The organism is Roseibium sp. MMSF_3412, assembly GCF_030733265.1.
GTDB lineage: Bacteria > Pseudomonadota > Alphaproteobacteria > Rhizobiales > Stappiaceae > Roseibium.
Genome location: NZ_JASHJI010000002.1, coordinates 458,532 through 473,569, shown reverse-complemented (window position 1 = coordinate 473,569; position 15,038 = coordinate 458,532). Strand labels below are relative to the sequence as shown.

At 58.9% G+C, this 15,038-nt stretch carries 11 protein-coding genes; 5 read left to right on the top strand and 6 right to left on the bottom strand.

Going from position 1 to position 15,038, the window contains the following annotated elements; genetic code table 11:
* The 5 genes from RBB49_RS05850 to RBB49_RS05830 all read right to left on the bottom strand — a co-directional run bounded on the left by RBB49_RS05850 (window position 1) and on the right by RBB49_RS05830 (window position 7,171).
* Window positions 1-3,057, bottom strand: a complete 3,057-nt coding sequence (locus RBB49_RS05850; RefSeq protein ID WP_306141762.1) for an efflux RND transporter permease subunit — start codon at window positions 3,055-3,057, stop codon at window positions 1-3.
* Complete coding sequence (locus tag RBB49_RS05845; RefSeq protein WP_306141761.1) at window positions 3,058-4,173, bottom strand: efflux RND transporter periplasmic adaptor subunit; 1,116 nt, start codon at window positions 4,171-4,173, stop codon at window positions 3,058-3,060.
* A gap of 182 nt (window positions 4,174-4,355) precedes the next feature.
* On the bottom strand, window positions 4,356-5,660 hold the full coding sequence (locus tag RBB49_RS05840) for a TRAP transporter large permease (RefSeq protein WP_306141760.1): 1,305 nt from the start codon (window positions 5,658-5,660) through the stop codon (window positions 4,356-4,358).
* Window positions 5,657-6,151 (bottom strand): TRAP transporter small permease, encoded by a 495-nt coding sequence (locus RBB49_RS05835; protein WP_306141759.1) that lies wholly within the window; start codon window positions 6,149-6,151, stop codon window positions 5,657-5,659. Before RBB49_RS05835 ends, RBB49_RS05840 begins: the two co-directional genes overlap by 4 nt.
* A 3-nt stretch (window positions 6,152-6,154) precedes the next feature.
* Complete coding sequence (locus RBB49_RS05830) at window positions 6,155-7,171, bottom strand: TRAP transporter substrate-binding protein (RefSeq protein WP_306141758.1); 1,017 nt, start codon at window positions 7,169-7,171, stop codon at window positions 6,155-6,157.
* Between the two features lie 115 nt (window positions 7,172-7,286).
* Here RBB49_RS05830 and RBB49_RS05825 point away from each other — a divergent pair, with 115 nt between their 5' ends.
* Both RBB49_RS05825 and RBB49_RS05820 read left to right on the top strand, forming a co-directional pair.
* Window positions 7,287-7,736: a MarR family winged helix-turn-helix transcriptional regulator gene (locus RBB49_RS05825; protein ID WP_306141757.1), complete on the top strand. Its 450-nt coding sequence runs from the start codon at window positions 7,287-7,289 to the stop codon at window positions 7,734-7,736.
* A gap of 22 nt (window positions 7,737-7,758) precedes the next feature.
* Window positions 7,759-10,971: a 2Fe-2S iron-sulfur cluster-binding protein gene (locus tag RBB49_RS05820; RefSeq protein WP_306141756.1), complete on the top strand. Its 3,213-nt coding sequence runs from the start codon at window positions 7,759-7,761 to the stop codon at window positions 10,969-10,971.
* A 173-nt stretch (window positions 10,972-11,144) separates the two neighbouring features.
* Here the strand turns inward: RBB49_RS05820 and RBB49_RS05815 are convergent, their stop codons facing one another.
* Window positions 11,145-11,912 carry a PEP-CTERM sorting domain-containing protein gene (locus RBB49_RS05815; RefSeq protein ID WP_306141755.1) on the bottom strand — a complete coding sequence of 256 codons (768 nt, stop codon included), beginning with the start codon at window positions 11,910-11,912 and terminating at the stop codon, window positions 11,145-11,147.
* 263 nt (window positions 11,913-12,175) lie between these two features.
* Here RBB49_RS05815 and RBB49_RS05810 point away from each other — a divergent pair, with 263 nt between their 5' ends.
* The 3 genes from RBB49_RS05810 to RBB49_RS05800 all read left to right on the top strand — a co-directional run bounded on the left by RBB49_RS05810 (window position 12,176) and on the right by RBB49_RS05800 (window position 15,032).
* Window positions 12,176-13,162 carry a GlxA family transcriptional regulator gene (locus tag RBB49_RS05810; protein ID WP_306141754.1) on the top strand — a complete coding sequence of 329 codons (987 nt, stop codon included), beginning with the start codon at window positions 12,176-12,178 and terminating at the stop codon, window positions 13,160-13,162.
* A 318-nt stretch (window positions 13,163-13,480) separates the two neighbouring features.
* Complete coding sequence (locus RBB49_RS05805) at window positions 13,481-13,948, top strand: NUDIX hydrolase (protein ID WP_306141753.1); 468 nt, start codon at window positions 13,481-13,483, stop codon at window positions 13,946-13,948.
* Window positions 13,949-14,066: 118 nt separating this feature from the next.
* Complete coding sequence (locus RBB49_RS05800; protein WP_306141843.1) at window positions 14,067-15,032, top strand: ABC transporter substrate-binding protein; 966 nt, start codon at window positions 14,067-14,069, stop codon at window positions 15,030-15,032.
* Window positions 15,033-15,038 lie beyond the last annotated feature (6 nt).

Here is a 15,038-nt window from a genome sequence, read left to right as displayed (position 1 = left end):
TCAGGCCGGAACAGTTTTTCCGGTCGCCGGTTTTTCGTTTCGCATGAAGAGGTAACAGACGCTTGGAACGAAGATCAGCGTCAGCGGTGAGGCAACAACAAGCCCACCGATCATGATTGTCGCCATCGGCTCGAACAACGCGCCACCGCTGATCGCCATCGGAATGAGACCGCCGACCGTTGTCAGCGACGTCAGGATAACTGGCTTCGCCCGCTGTTCGGACGCCCTCACGATAGCGTCCCGTACCGCCATCGTTTCAAGGTTGATGTCGATCTGGTTGATGAGAACGATCGCGTTGTTGATGATGATCCCCATCAGTGACATCAGACCAAGCATGGCGAAAAAGGACATCGGCCGGTCCGTCAGCATCAGGGCGAACGGCGCGCCGATCAGGATGATCGGGATGGTCATGAAGGTGATCAGGGTGCGGCGGATCGAATTGAACTGGAACACAAGCGCCAGGATCATCACACCCAGCGCATAGGGCAGGTTTCCACCCAACTGGCCATTCACGTCGGCCGTATCTTCAAGCTCACCACCGATCCTGATCGAATAGGCGGCGTCCAGATCCAGGTTGTCGAGGGCTGGCTGGATCCGCTCCAGCAACTGGTCCGCCGCCAGGCTGTCGCTCTTGGCCGAGACAATGATCTGCCGGACCTGGTTTTCGCGGCGGATTTCGGAGTATTCAAGCTGCGGTCGGAACTCGGCGACCTGGTCGATCGATATCAGTTCCCCGTTCGCGGCTATCGAGAGGTTTGCGAGATCCTCGACACTGTCGCGGTTGTTCCTCGATGCCCTCAGGACGATCGGGATCTGCTCGTCGCCTTCGCGGAATGTCGAATAGACCGTGCCGGAGAAGTAGGACGCCATCACGCCGGAAATTTCCTCCGACGTCACCCCGAATTCGCGTGCCTTGTCCTGTGCGATGTCGACGACGACCTTCAGAACCTTGTTGCCCCAGTCGGTTTCGTTCTTGACCAAGTCGGGTGCGGCGGCGAAGGCCGCCTGCACGTCCGCAGCAGCGGCCAGAAGCCTGTCGGCGTCGGGGCCGCTGATCTCCACATCGACAAGGCCCGCCTCGCCACCGCCGTTGGACAGCCGCGTCACCCGAAACCGGGCGGCCGGGAATTGCTCGATGAAGACGCGCCGCGCGCGTTCCGAGATCTCTCTGGCTTCCTCAAATGTCGATGTGTTGACAACAATGAACGCGCTTGCCGGATCGGGATCCGCGGGGTTCAGCGAGAGATAGAACCGAGGCCCGCCTTCGCCCACGAAAATCGTCGTGGAAACCACCCCGGGGTTGATCCGCTCGTCCATGAGCCAACGGTTCACGGCAAGTGCCTGGCGTTCGGTTTCCGATATGGCCACCTCATTGGGCATGTCCATGTAGATCAGAAAATCGGCACGTTCCGTCAGCGGGAACATTTCCGATTTCACCTGCGAGAATTGGCTGGCGCTGAAACCGACAGCGGCATAGGTCAGGACGATGATCGGGATGCCAAACGGCAGAAGGCGTTGCGTCAGGCCGCCGTAAAAACGCAGAAGTACGGATTTTCCCGTCTTCTCCTTCTTCTTCCGTTTCAGCAGCCGCACGCTCAGAAAGGGAAGAATGTAGAGCGCCGTCAGCCAGGAGCCGAGCAGCATCGAGGAAACAACGGCTCCGAGCGAAAAGGCGAACTCACCTTCGATGCCGTCCATCAGCAGCATCGGAATGAAGGCCGAGACCGTGGTGATGGAGGCCGCGGCAAGCGGAATGACATATTGTCCGCCCGCGTCGATTGCCGCTTCACCGGGGCTCTCGCCGTCGTTGATGCGACCTTCAATGTCTTCCACCACGACGAGACCGTTATCGACCAGAAGGCCGAGCGAAATGATGACGGCGGCAATTGAAACCTGCTCCACGTCGACACCGATCAGTCCCATGCCGGTCAGGGCGAAACCGATCGTGAAGGGCACGATGCTGGCGATCACCACGGCGGCTCTCAGTCCGAGGAACAGGAGCATGGCCAGAAAGACGACTGCAAAGGTCTGGGCAACGTTCGACAGTGCGTTCGAGACCGCCGCTGTGACGTTGGTCTCCTGGAACGTGGAAACGTTTACGGATATCCCTATCGGCTGCGTTGCCTCGAAGTCCACGAGGCGCTGCGCCAGTTCCTTGCCAAGGATCTGGATGTCGGTGGCGTCCGCCATTTCAAGGCTCAAGAGAACCGCAGGTTCGCCATTGAAGAAAACCGGCGCTTCCTTGGGGTCGGCATAGCCGCGCCTGACGTCGACAAGGTCTGCCAGGCGAACATAGCCGGAAAGCCCGCTGACCTTGGTAAGAACGCCCCGGATTTCGGCGACTGAGCTCAGGTCGCCATTGGCTTCAAGAACTATGCTGGTTCCGCCCGCATCGATTTCGCCAGCTGGCAGAATGACATTCTGTGCCTGGAGATCTTCCAGGAGCTGGTTCAGCTGAACGCCGATCGAGGCGAGTTTGCGCGTATCGAGATCGAGCCAGATGCGCTCGTCCTGTTCGCCGTAAAACGAGACCTTGGTGATGCCGGGGACGCGGTAGAGATCTTTTCTCAAATCCTCGGCAACGTCCTTCAGATAGGCCAGTTCGAAGCCGTCGCCCGTCAGTGCGACGGTGGCTATGGCAACATCTCCGTAATCGGTGTTGACGAACGGGCCGCTGGTTCCGTCCGGGAGGTCTGCGATCACGTCGTCCATCTTGTTGCGCAGATCTTCCCAGGCGCTTTCGATATCGGCACCGGAGACCGTGTCATAGAGCGTTGTGTAGAAGAGCACCTGACCGTTGGTGATGATTGTCTCGATGTCCTCGACTTCTCCGATTTCGCGGATCTTGCGTTCGATCGGAATTGCGATCAGGTCTTCGATCCGGGTCGGTGCCATGCCCTCGAAGGTCGCCTGGATCGCGGCCGTGCGGATCGTGATGGCGGGATCGGCGCGTTTGGGCAGGTTGAGATAGGAGGTCGCGCCCATGATCAGGATGAGGGTCATGACCAGGTAGGTCATGCGCGACTTTTCCAGTCCGAAGCGGGTCAGGAAATCCATTCAGTCCTCCGCTTCAAGCAGCTTGACTTTCATGCCTTCGCGCAGGAAGGAAACGCCGGCAATCGCAATACGCTCACCGGGCTGTAGTCCTTCGATGATCAGCAGCTTGTTCTCCCTGATACCGGCCATGACAACCTCGCGCCTCTGGACCGTTTCGGTGCCGGGATTGAAGACATAGACAGGCACAGGAACAATGCTGCCCGGCCCGGCATCTTCCGGTATCTGGCCTTCGTTGATTGCGGCGGTCATCGGGATCAGGAAGCCCTGTTCCGCGGGCAGGGCGAATTCAAACGAGACCTCGACGGCCATGCCGGCCCGGATCAGGTCGTGGGTGTCGCGAAGTTCAACGATCACCGGGAACGATGACACGGTGTCGGCACGCTCGCCCAGTTCATTGACCACTGCGTCAAGGACAATGGTCGGATCATCCGCCAGCCTGACCTTCGCCGGCGTTCCGACGATGAGCTGCGCGACCGTGTCGAAATTGACCGAGAATGAAACCTCGTAGCTTGTCGCATCATAGATCGACGTGATCACGGTCCCGGACGCAACGGTTGCAAAGGAATCCGCGTCGACACTGTTGATGATGCCGTCAAACGGGGCGACGATAATCGTATCGGCCAGATCCTCTTCTGCGGATCTCAGGGACTTTTGTGCCTGGACGAGCTGGGCCTGGCGGGTCTGCACGTCGGTTCGTGCGTCATCGACAGTGACCTTGGAGACGACACCGCGCTCAAACAGGGTTTCCTGCCGGCCAAGATCGTCCTCGGCCTGTTTCAGCAGCGCTTCGGCCTCGCTGACGGAGGCCTGGGCATTCTCGATCGAAACGACGAACTGGGTATCGTCGAGTTCTGCAAGCTGCTCGTTTTTCGCCACACGCTGCCCGACGGCAAGGTTGACCGTGCTGAGCTTGCCGCCGACCTCGAAGGACAGCGAAGTGATTTCGGAGGGTTCAAGGACGCCAGGGTACTTGCGTTCCGTGCTTTGCGACGTCTCCTCGATCAGCTGCGTGATCAGACCCCTGACAGGCGGTTCTTCCGGTGGGCCGCTGGCGTCCTGCGGGCTGCAAGCCACAAGAACGACTAGGGCTGTCACCGACGGCACTGAAAATCGCATAAACCGACCTCGCAAACTGGGCGTGCAACAGCGCGGTGCCGCGTGCTGCTTTGCGGCAGATTTGCATTCGGGTGTCGCGATTTGAATGCATCACGGTCGTACACCCGGTGTGCGCTGGGGCACAGGTGGCGTTTCTCGAGATGCAACGTTGCGAGCTGAAAGCACTCAGGCCCTGAAAGGCGTCAATCGAACATCGCGTTCGGGATCAGCAGGGCGATGTCCGGGAAGGCAACGATGACTGCAAGTGTCGCGATCATGGCCACCCAGAACGGCATGATCCCTGCAAAGATGGTCTCGATCGGAACGTCCGGAACCACGCTTTTGACAATGAAGACATTGACGCCGACCGGCGGGGATATCAGCCCCATCTCCAGAACAATCACCATAACGACCCCCAGCCAGATGGGATCAAAGCCGAGACCGGTCACCAGGGGAAAGACGATGGGCAGGGTGATGACCAGCAGGGAGAGGCCTTCGATGAACATGCCCAAAATGACGTAGCCGAGCAGGATCAGGAACAAGGTCCCGTAGCTGCCGAGTGCAAGGCCCGTCATGCCGTCTGCGATCGTCGCCGGCAGGTGGGACAGGGCAACGAAGGGGGCAAAAACATTCGCGCCGATGAGAATGAAAAAAGCCATTCCCGTCGTCTTCAGTGTTTCGGCGCTGATGTGATAGAGCGCAGGCAGGGTGCACTTGCGCCTCAGGATCAGCATGATGAAGGCGAAGAAGGCACCGGCGCCGGCCGCTTCGACCGGCGTGAAGAAACCGGTGTAGATACCGCCGATCGTGATCAGGATGATTATGCCGATCCCGGTGGCACGGAACAGGCTGTGAAGTTTCTCGCGCAAGCTGAAAACGGGCCCGCGGGGACCTTCCTCCGGCCGCAGGAACGTGACCAGCGCAATCGCCACCAGGAACATGGAGGTCAGCAGGAGGCCAGGCAGGACCCCCGCCATGAAAAGACGGCCGATCGACTGCTCCGTCAGGATCGCGTAGATCACAAACCCGGTCGATGGCGGAATGAGAATGCCGAGCGTGCCACCGGCTGCGATCGATCCCGTTGCGAGCCGCGCCCCGTAGTTGAACCGGCGCATTTCCGGATAGGCCACCTTGCCCATCGTGACCGCCGAGGCGATGGACGAACCCGACAGGGCGGCAAATCCCGCACAGCCCATGATCGTTGCAGCCGCGAGCCCGCCTTTCAGATGTCCGATCGTCTTGTGGGCGGCCTCGAACAGGTCGCGGCTCAATCCGGCCGTGGACGCGAGGTTTCCCATCAGGATGAAGAGCGGAATGATGGTCAGTTCGTAAACCGTGACCGTTGCGAAGACCTGTCCGCTCAGGGTAAAGGCCGCCGGGGTGAAGCCCGACAGCACGACGGTCCCGGAAAACCCGACGACAAGCAGGGCGATTGCGACCGGGGTCCCGAGAGCGAGCAGCACGAACAGCGCCAAAAACCCGAGTGCGCCGCAGATTTCAGGGCTCATTTCGCCAGTCTTTCCAGAAGGAGAACCATGGCGGAAAGACCACAGCCCAGGGCAACCGCGTAATAGGACGGTGCATAGGGAAGTTGCAGCAGCAAGGTTGTCTCACCGAAGGACGCCGCCTCAAGCGCATTGAAAAATGCCCGCCAGGCAAGATAGGCGAGCATGACGACCCCAAGCAGCGAAGAGGCCCAGTCGAGAAACACCTGCAGCTTGCCGGGGAAGTACCGCAACAGTGTGTCGATTGCGATCAGCCGGCCGGACAGCACGCACAGTGGGAAACTGACCGCAACGATGAAAGACAGGATAATCTGGGCATAGTCGTTCGCTCCGAAGATCGGGCTGTTGATCACCGAACGCAGGAAGGCATCGGCGACGGAAAGACCCATGAGCACAAACACGAGCACCGCGCCTGCAATTACAAACGGGACTTCGACCCGCTTGCGCCAGTCAGTCGAGCGCGCGCTGGTGTCCTCGGGAAGAGGGGAAGTCACGGGTTACCGGCCACCGAACGCCTTGACGATCGCATGCGCGTCGCTTCCGGACTGCTTGCCCTTTTCATCGATTACCTTGGTCAGTGACGGTGCCATCTTTTCCCTGAATTCAGCTTCGGCTTCCGGCGTGATCTCGATCAGTTCAAGACCGCTGTCGGATGCCAGTTTCAGCCCGGCCTGGCCGGCTTCGTAAAAGGCTTTGGCACCGCGCAGGCTGAGCCCGCGTCCCGTCAACTCGGTGAGCTTCTCCTTGTTCTCTGCGGAAAGACTGTCCCAGCTCGACCTGTTCATCAGGAGATAAAAGCTATCGACGGCGGAAGGAATGTTCGTGGTGACAAATTTGCCGGTTTCGTTGAGCTTGTAGGACCGGATGCCGGACGGACCGATCATGACCGCGTCGATGACGCCGGTGTTCATGGCGTTGTAGACATCGGGAACCGGCATCGACACCGGAATGCCGCCCCAGCCCTCAACGAGCGCCGCCATGACGGGATTTGGCGTTCTGATCTTCATGCCTTCCATGTCCGCCACGGTATGGACAGGCTTTTCGCGCGTGATCAGCACAGACGGATTGTTCGCCCAGAGTCCGAGAAGTTTCGCCTTCGCGAACTCGTCCTCGATCAATCCGATATTGTCCCAGAGTGCGTTGGTCGCGTCGGTGCCGTTGGCGAACAGTCCGGGAATGTGCACCAGCCCGGTCTTGGTGAATTGCGCAGGGGTATATTCCGGAATGCCGAAGACGATATCGGCAACGCCCGTGACAACCCGCTTGTATTGCTGGACCGGGCCCTTGCCGAGTTCGCCGGAAGGGTAGATCCGCATGGTGATTTCGCCGTTGGTCGCCTGGGCCATTTCCTCTGCCAGCGGTGTCATGACACCCCGGTCCATCGGATGCATGGACGGCATGAAATGCGCGATTTTCAGTTCCTCGGCCATCGCCGGATGCATGGCAAGCGCGACAGCGGCGCACGCCATCGCGGCAGACAGTTTCGTCCGCAGACCTTGAATATTCATTTTCATTGTCTCTCCCTCCCGAAACTGATATCTCAGTAATTAACCTGATTAATTATCATTGTTAATTGCATAAGAAAATATGGTGGATAGCGAGTCAACCGCTTTGTCGGCGAGGATTGGAATGGCAGAAGGGTACCGGCTGCACAACCGGATCGGATTCAAGGTAACCCGTTTGGCAAGGATCATGGAGGCGCGGCTTGAAAAACGGCTGTCCGAACACGGCATCACCCGGTTGATGTGGTGCGTCCTGTGCGGTGTCGGACTGGAGAACGTCAACACGCCGTCGACGCTTGCGGAATATATTGGCATTGCCCGCCCGGCCATTTCACGCCTTCTGAAAACCATGGAGGAACGCGGGCTTGTCGAGCGTACCTCACCCAATGACGACAAACGTTACACTGAACTGGCACTCACCGCATTGGGTCATGAAAAGCTGAAAACCTGCCACGTGATCGTACGCGATCTCAACGATCATTTTGCCGGCAAAATAGATCATGGTCTCTATGAGAATTTCATGGCGACGATCGACGCCCTGACCGAGGGGGAAAAGGTTCAACTGATGCGCCTGTGAGCGCGGGAGAGGGGCGCGAGCCATGAAGCTGTTTTCTGACAAGTCGCGTCCCGCGCATCTGGGTCCGTTTCCGCTGGAGCGTCTTGCGCGCGTCGCGGAACTGCCGGATCTGGGCACGGTCCCGAACTTCAGTCAGATGGCCTTCAAGGACGCGAACCCTGAGAATATCATCAATGCGATGAGCGAGTCCCAGGCAATGCTCGACGCGATCCGGGACGGTATCGTCAACCCGGCGCGGGCCGATGTTCCGGTGGATCCGCAGGAGCGGGCGGACCATCTGAAGGGCTTCGGCTACTTTTCCGACGCCTCCATGATCGGCGCCTGCGCCCTTTTGCCCGCAATGATGCTCGATGTCCCCTTCCGCAATCCGGATATCGACCGGCTGGCGGAGAAGCTGCGCACGACCCAGACCAAGACGCTGGCCTCAGGCATCGACATGATCATGGCGGATCTGCGCGATGCCATGAACGCCCCGCCCAAGGGGATCGGCACTCACCGGCACGCGCTGGTTTTCGTCGTCCAGACACCGCGCTCCGTCCGGCACGGGGAACCGGGTGAGGACTGGCTCACGGGTGCAGGTGCGCACCGGTCGGCGCTCAGAGCAATGGAGATTGCCGTCGTGCTTGCGCAATATATCCGGCTGCTCGGATACGACGCTCGTGCCCACGGACATTCCTCGTCTGATGTCGATCTCAACCGGCTGGCGGTCGCCGCAGGGCTCGCAACGCCCGAGAAAGAGGGGCTGAGCAACCCCTATATCGGTACCGGCTTTTCGATTGCGGCGGTCACGACGGAGTTCGAGATTGGCCACGACCGGCCACTGGTGCCGCTGGCCGACCAGCCGCGTTCGGTCACGAATGGCCTTGCCTGGCGTTTCGGTTACCGCACAGCCAAGAGCGCGCAGACGCTCGATCCCTTCCAGAACCGCCGTTTCGTCGACGGGCCGCACCCGTTCGAAAAACTGAAAAGGGTCGAGACGCCGACCACCTATTTCGATGAAGCGCGCATTGCCCGGGTGCCCAAGCGCACAGACATGTTCGCCCGTTCCCAGTTCGGCGACATGGGCAAGAAGAACCAGCAGGCGGCCACAAACGGCTATTATGCACGCAAATCCGCCCCGTCGATGGCGCAACGGCGTGCGCTTGGGGCCTTCGTGCTGCTTCAGGACGGTGAGCCGGAACCGGAGATCGCCGTTACAACCTCCGACCCGCAAAGCAACGCGGACAATCTCAAGGCCATGTCCTATTTCCTGGGCATTGATGCAGCCGGCATGTCGCGCTGTCCGGACTGGGCCTGGTATTCGCACGACGCCACCGGTGCGCCGCTCGACCCGCCGCATGACCAGGCGGTATCCATGGTGGTCGACCAGGGCTTCGAGACGATGGAGGGGGCGTCGGGAGACGACTGGATCGCCGTTTCCCAGTCGATGCGCGCCTATCTGCGCTTTGCCATTCTGGGGAGCATCGTTGCCAAGCAGATCCGCAATCTCGGCTACGCGGCGAAGGCGCACACGGTGCTGGACGGTGAAGTTCTGCAACCGCCGCTGCTGCTGCTCTCCGGTCTTGGCGAGGTCAGCCGCATCGGTGAGGTGATCCTCAACCCGTTTCTGGGCCCGCGCCTGAAATCCGGTGCTGTCACGACGACAATGCCGCTTGCCCACGACAAGCCGATTTCCTTCGGCCTGCAGGCCTTTTGCGAAGCTTGCAACAAATGCGCGCGCGAATGCCCGGCCGGGGCGATCACGGCCGGACCGAAACTGATGTTCAACGGCTACGAGATCTGGAAGTCGGACAGCCAGAAGTGCACGACCTACCGGATCACCAATGAAGGCGGCGCCATGTGCGGGCGCTGCATGAAGACCTGCCCTTGGAACCTGGAGGGGATCTTCGCCGAAGCGCCGTTCCGCTGGGCGGCGATGCATGTGCCCAAGGCCGCGCCGCTTCTGGCGAAGCTTGACGATATGGCGGGCCACGGCGAGCGCAATCCTGTCAAGAAATGGTGGTGGGATATCGAACTGGACGAAGACGGCGCCTACAGGGCTGCGAAACAGCCGGTCAACGCGCGCGGTCTGCAAAAGGACCTCGACCTGAAATACGAGGACCAGACACTGGCTGTCTATCCGGCGAACCTGGCCCCGCATCCCTGGCCGTTTCCCTTCCCGATGGACCGGGAGAAAGGCATCGAGGCCTATCAGGCACTGATCACGGCGAAGGAATACAAGGCGCGGCTTGAGCGGGGCGAAACGGACGGGCTCGCCCATGAATACACCATCTCCGGCGATGCTCCCGTCATCCGGGTGGAGATCGTCACGGCCGAGCAGATGACAGGCGGTGTCACCAAATACGAGTTCGCCGCGCTGGACGGGTCGCCGCTTCCGGAATGGCAGGCGGGTGCCCATCTCGATATCGTGGTCGCGCCGGAATTCCTGCGCCAGTATTCGCTCTCAGGCGACCCGGCTGATCGCAGCCGCTACCAGATCGCGGTCCTGCGGGAAGACGAAGGCCGGGGCGGCTCCAAGCTGCTCCACCGGATTTTCACACAGGGCCGCAAGATTTTCATTTCCAAGCCGATCAACCATTTCCCGCTCTCTGACGGGGCGACAAAAACCTACCTGATGGGCGGCGGCATCGGCGTCACGCCGATGATTGCGATGGCGCATGAACTTCATGCCAGGGGCGCGGATTTCGAGCTGCACTACTCGTGCAGCCGCAAGGCCGATGCCGGATTTCTGGACGATCTGGCAGCGTTCGGCTGGCGTGACCACGTGCGGCTCTATTTCAGCGATCAGGGAACCCGTGCCGATCTCGACGAAGTCCTTGGCGGATACAAAGATGGCAGTCATGTCTATGCCTGCGGTCCGGACCGGTACATGACCTCCGTTATGGAGGCGGCGGAGCGTGCCGGCTTCACCGAGGACGAACGCCATGTCGAATATTTCAACGTGCCGGACGTTCCCGACTACGTGAACCACCCCTTCACGCTCAAGCTTGCCCGCTCGGGCCGTGAGCTTGACATCCCGGCGGAGAAATCCGCCACGGACGTCCTCGCCGAGAATGGCATCGCTATCGACATCAAATGCTCCGACGGCATTTGCGGCGTCTGCAAATGCGGTCTCGTCTCTGGTGCGGTCGAGCATCGCGATTTCGTGCTTTCGAAGAAACAGCGCGAAGACGCAGTCATCCTGTGCCAGTCCCGCGCGGCAGAGGCTGGCGGCGTGGTGGTGGTGGATTTGTGAGACGGGCCCATGCCGTAAAGGGAAGCGGTCGTGCAACGCGGCTTGCGAGCTATCGCGCCGCGCCCGGTTTTCCACCGCCCGATTAACAGGAAATCCGGAGGTAGCCCTTAGGACAGCCAACATGAAAAAGGCGGCTCGCAAGCCGCCTTCATGGTCGAAGAATGGGGCCGAAGTCAGATCGATTTGCGCCGGCGCCAGCCGGCCAGGCCAAGAATACCCAACCCACCGGCAAGCAATGGCAAGGCTGCCGGCAACGGGACAGCTGTCGGAGGAACAACATCCTGCGTTATCCCGGCGTATCGAACCTGTGCCTGGGAAAAGTTGTAGAAACCAAATGAGCCGTCGGTAAAGTTTCCCGCGTAACTCAGTTCGGTCTGGCCATCGACTTTCACCTGGATAAGCGAAGACGTGAAAACAATATCGAAAATGTATTCCTGATTGTCGTTCCAGCCGGTGCTGCCAAGACTTGTGGCTCGTTGAACTTCGTTAATCGGTGCAACGTGGTTCCACCAGCCGCCAAAACTTCCGCCAGTTGTGCCTGTCAGGTCGCCGGTCACATGGCTCAAGGCCAATCCATCTACAGCCGGGCTCTGGTCTCCCTGTTTCCAGTCGATGAGCCAGAAATCCGCATTGGTGCTGTTGATTTCATTGTTTTGATATCCAAGCACGAAGCCAATGAAGTCATTGTCACTCGTCGTCTCGACCTTGATGCTGCCTGAAAGCGCGGTCCCTTGCGCGTTGGCCGTCGGGTCAAAGAACACGGTGGGATTGCCGTTTCTCGATTGGAGAACAGAGTCATTGTTCGTGCCCTGAACTGTCCATGTCCCAGCACCATTGTTTGGCCTGCCGTTTTCGGTCCAGCCAGAAAGGTCAACAGGCGCTGCGAAAGATGTTGCCGGCACCATGATTGCGACCGCGGCAGCCAGAAGTCGTTTCTGCATTGAATTTCACCCCTAATTGATTTGTTGCGAAAATTTGGAAGTCCGGTTCCGATGATCGGATTTGAAGGAATACCGCGTGGAAATGCACTAATTCCAAATTTCAGTTTCCAGATTTATTGAAATTACTTTCCCTGGTTTGTTTAGTGCGCAGTTTTAGGTTTGCGCAGTGATGTGAATACTGCGCATTCAAAAACACTATTGAGCATTTATTCGCCTCCGATCCCGGATAGACTAACAGTTAATAATTTGGCAAAACCGACAACATGCCCTCGTTTTCCGCCGAATCGCGCCCAATTGTTGTTCTCGTCGTGTTTCCAGACGCCAAGTTGCTGGACATCACCGGACCTATGCAGGTTTTTTCCGATGCAAAAATATGTGGAGGCGAAGACTACGAAATCGTTCTTGCGTCCGCCGAAGGCGGAACGCAACTGATGGACACGGGGGTTGCGCTGCTTACGGAACCTTTGGAACGATTGCGGGGCAGAGCACTCCATACTCTCCTGATTTCAGGCGGCTGGGGTGCGCGAGCGGCGTCGCAAGATTTGAAACTTTTGCAAGAGACCGTTCTATTGGCCGATCAAGCGGCGCGAATAGGCTCTGTCTGCACAGGCGCCTTCGTTCTCGCGGCAGGCGGTTTGCTGGATGGTCGCCGGGCCGTCACGCATTGGTATTCCTGCGACGATCTCGCCAGCCAGCATCCAAGCGTGAAGGTCGAACCCGATCGCATGTTCGTAAAGGATGGCGATGTCTGGACGTCGGCAGGCGTTACTGCGGGCATCGATATGGCTCTTGCCATGGTGGCGGAAGACTCGGGCCGGAAGGTTGCCGTTCGCCTGGCACAGACACTGGTCATGTATATGCTCCGCTCCGGAGGCCAGTCTCAGTTCAGTTCCGCGCTTCTCAGTCAGACCAATGATGCCAGCGGCCGGTTCGATGCCCTGCACACCTGGATCGGCGATAATCTCGCTCGGGATTTGCGTGTCGACCGGCTGGCTGAGCAAGTCGGCATGAGCGAACGCAATTTTACCAGGGTTTATCGGAAGACGACCGGGCGAACCCCTGCCAAAACCATTGAACTGTTTCGCGTGGCCGCTGCGCGTGACTTGCTCGAAGACACCTCACTTCCCGTCGCCACGATCGCGCACCGAACCGGGTTTGAAGATGACGAGCGTTTGCGACGCGCCATGCAACGCATTCTCGGTGTGTCACCGTCGGAATACAGAAAACGCTTCGGGATCGAAAAAGACTGACGATTGCGTGGAGGGCGAACGTCCCTTCGCGGAGCCCGCTCGACAATTGAATGCAGCCGGTCATGACGCAGGGTTTTCCTGGATCGGTTTTCGCGTACCGGAAATCGGCCAAAAACGGTCGTTTTCTGCGCCCGTCGCGGCGTCCCCGCACATGGCGGACAACCCTGAGCAGGGTGCCGATTCAGCGGTCGATTTGAATTGTGTTCCTTTCGCCTTCTAACAAAAATTACGTAAATTCCTCAATAATTTGGACAAAAATTATTGCTTTTTCATCGAGCTGGTGCTGATAATCTCCCGATAACAAGGTAATCATAATTAATGTCCACCGTTGCCGAACTTGTCATTCCGCAGACAGCTGCGCTTCCCTTGCGTTGGAATTCCGGTAAGCCCCGTGTCTTGCTGATCACGTCCCGTGAGACGCGGCGTTGGGTCATTCCCAAAGGATGGCTGATGAAAGGCAAAACGCCCTGGGAAACCGCAAGGATCGAGGCCTGCGAGGAGGCAGGCGCTCTCGGCAAGATTCGCGCAAAGCCGATCGGAAGCTACCACTACGTAAAGCTTTTGCCGCGTGGCGAGAGCTGCCGCTGCAAGGTGTTGGTGTTTCCGTTGGTTGTCGAGAAACTAAAGAAGAACTGGAAGGAACGCGACCAACGATCGCGCCAATGGTTCCCGGCCAAGAAGGCAGCGAAACTGGTGTCGGAACCCGAGCTCAGCACCTTGCTTCTCAACCTTGCGGACAGTCAGGGTGCCAATCTGATCCCCAAAAAGCTTCGGCATATTTCCTAGGGATCCAACAAAAAACGGGCCGAAACGGCCAGACAGCATTGTTCAGGGAGGAACAGATATGAAGAGAACTGCTACCGCTCTTGCAGGATCCCTCGTCGCGCTCGCGGCCAGTGTTTCCATGGCGCAGGCCGACAAACTCACGCTTTATTGCAGCGCGCAGGAAGACTGGTGCCAGTTGATGGCCCGCAGCTTCGAGGATGCGACGGGCATCGATGTCAACATGACCCGGAAATCTTCAGGTGAAACCTTTGCGCAAATTCGCGCCGAATCCTCCAATCCCAAGGGAGATGTCTGGTGGGGCGGCACAGGCGATCCGCATCTTCAGGCCGCAGAGGAAGGGCTTACGGCCGAGTATGTTTCCCCCATGCGCGACCAGTTGCACGACTGGGCGATCAGCCAGGCTGAAAGCGCTGGAAACCGCACGATCGGAATTTACTCCGGGGCGCTCGGATATGGCTATAACAGCGACCTCCTGGCAGCAAACAATCTGCCCGAGCCGGCCTGCTGGAAAGATCTCCTGAAGCCCGAATACAAAGGCCACGTTCAGATGGCCAATCCGAATTCCTCGGGCACGGCCTACACCACTCTTGCCTCGATGGTGCAGATCTTCGGCGAAGACGAAGGCTTCGATTTCATGAAGGGTTTGCACGCCAACATCAACCAGTACACCAAGTCCGGGTCCGCGCCGATCAAGGCGGCCGGCCGCGGTGAAAACACGGTCGGGATCGTGTTTATGCATGACGCGGTGAAACAGGCGGTATCCGGTTTTCCGGTGAAGGTGGTCGCGCCTTGCGAAGGCACCGGGTACGAAATCGGTTCCATGTCGATCATCGACGGCGCCCGCAACATGGACGAAGCCAAGAAGTTCTACGACTGGGCGCTGAGCACCGATGCCCAGAACCTTGCGCTTGAAGTCAATGCGTTTCAGGTTCCTTCCAACAAGGGTGCCGAGACGTCAGAGAGTGCTCCGGACATGAGCCAGATCAAGCTGATCGACTATGATTTCAAGAAGTACGGGTCCTCTGACGAACGCAAGCGTCTGTTGCAGAAGTGGGATGAAGAGGTCTCGACACTGCCGCAGTAAGTGACC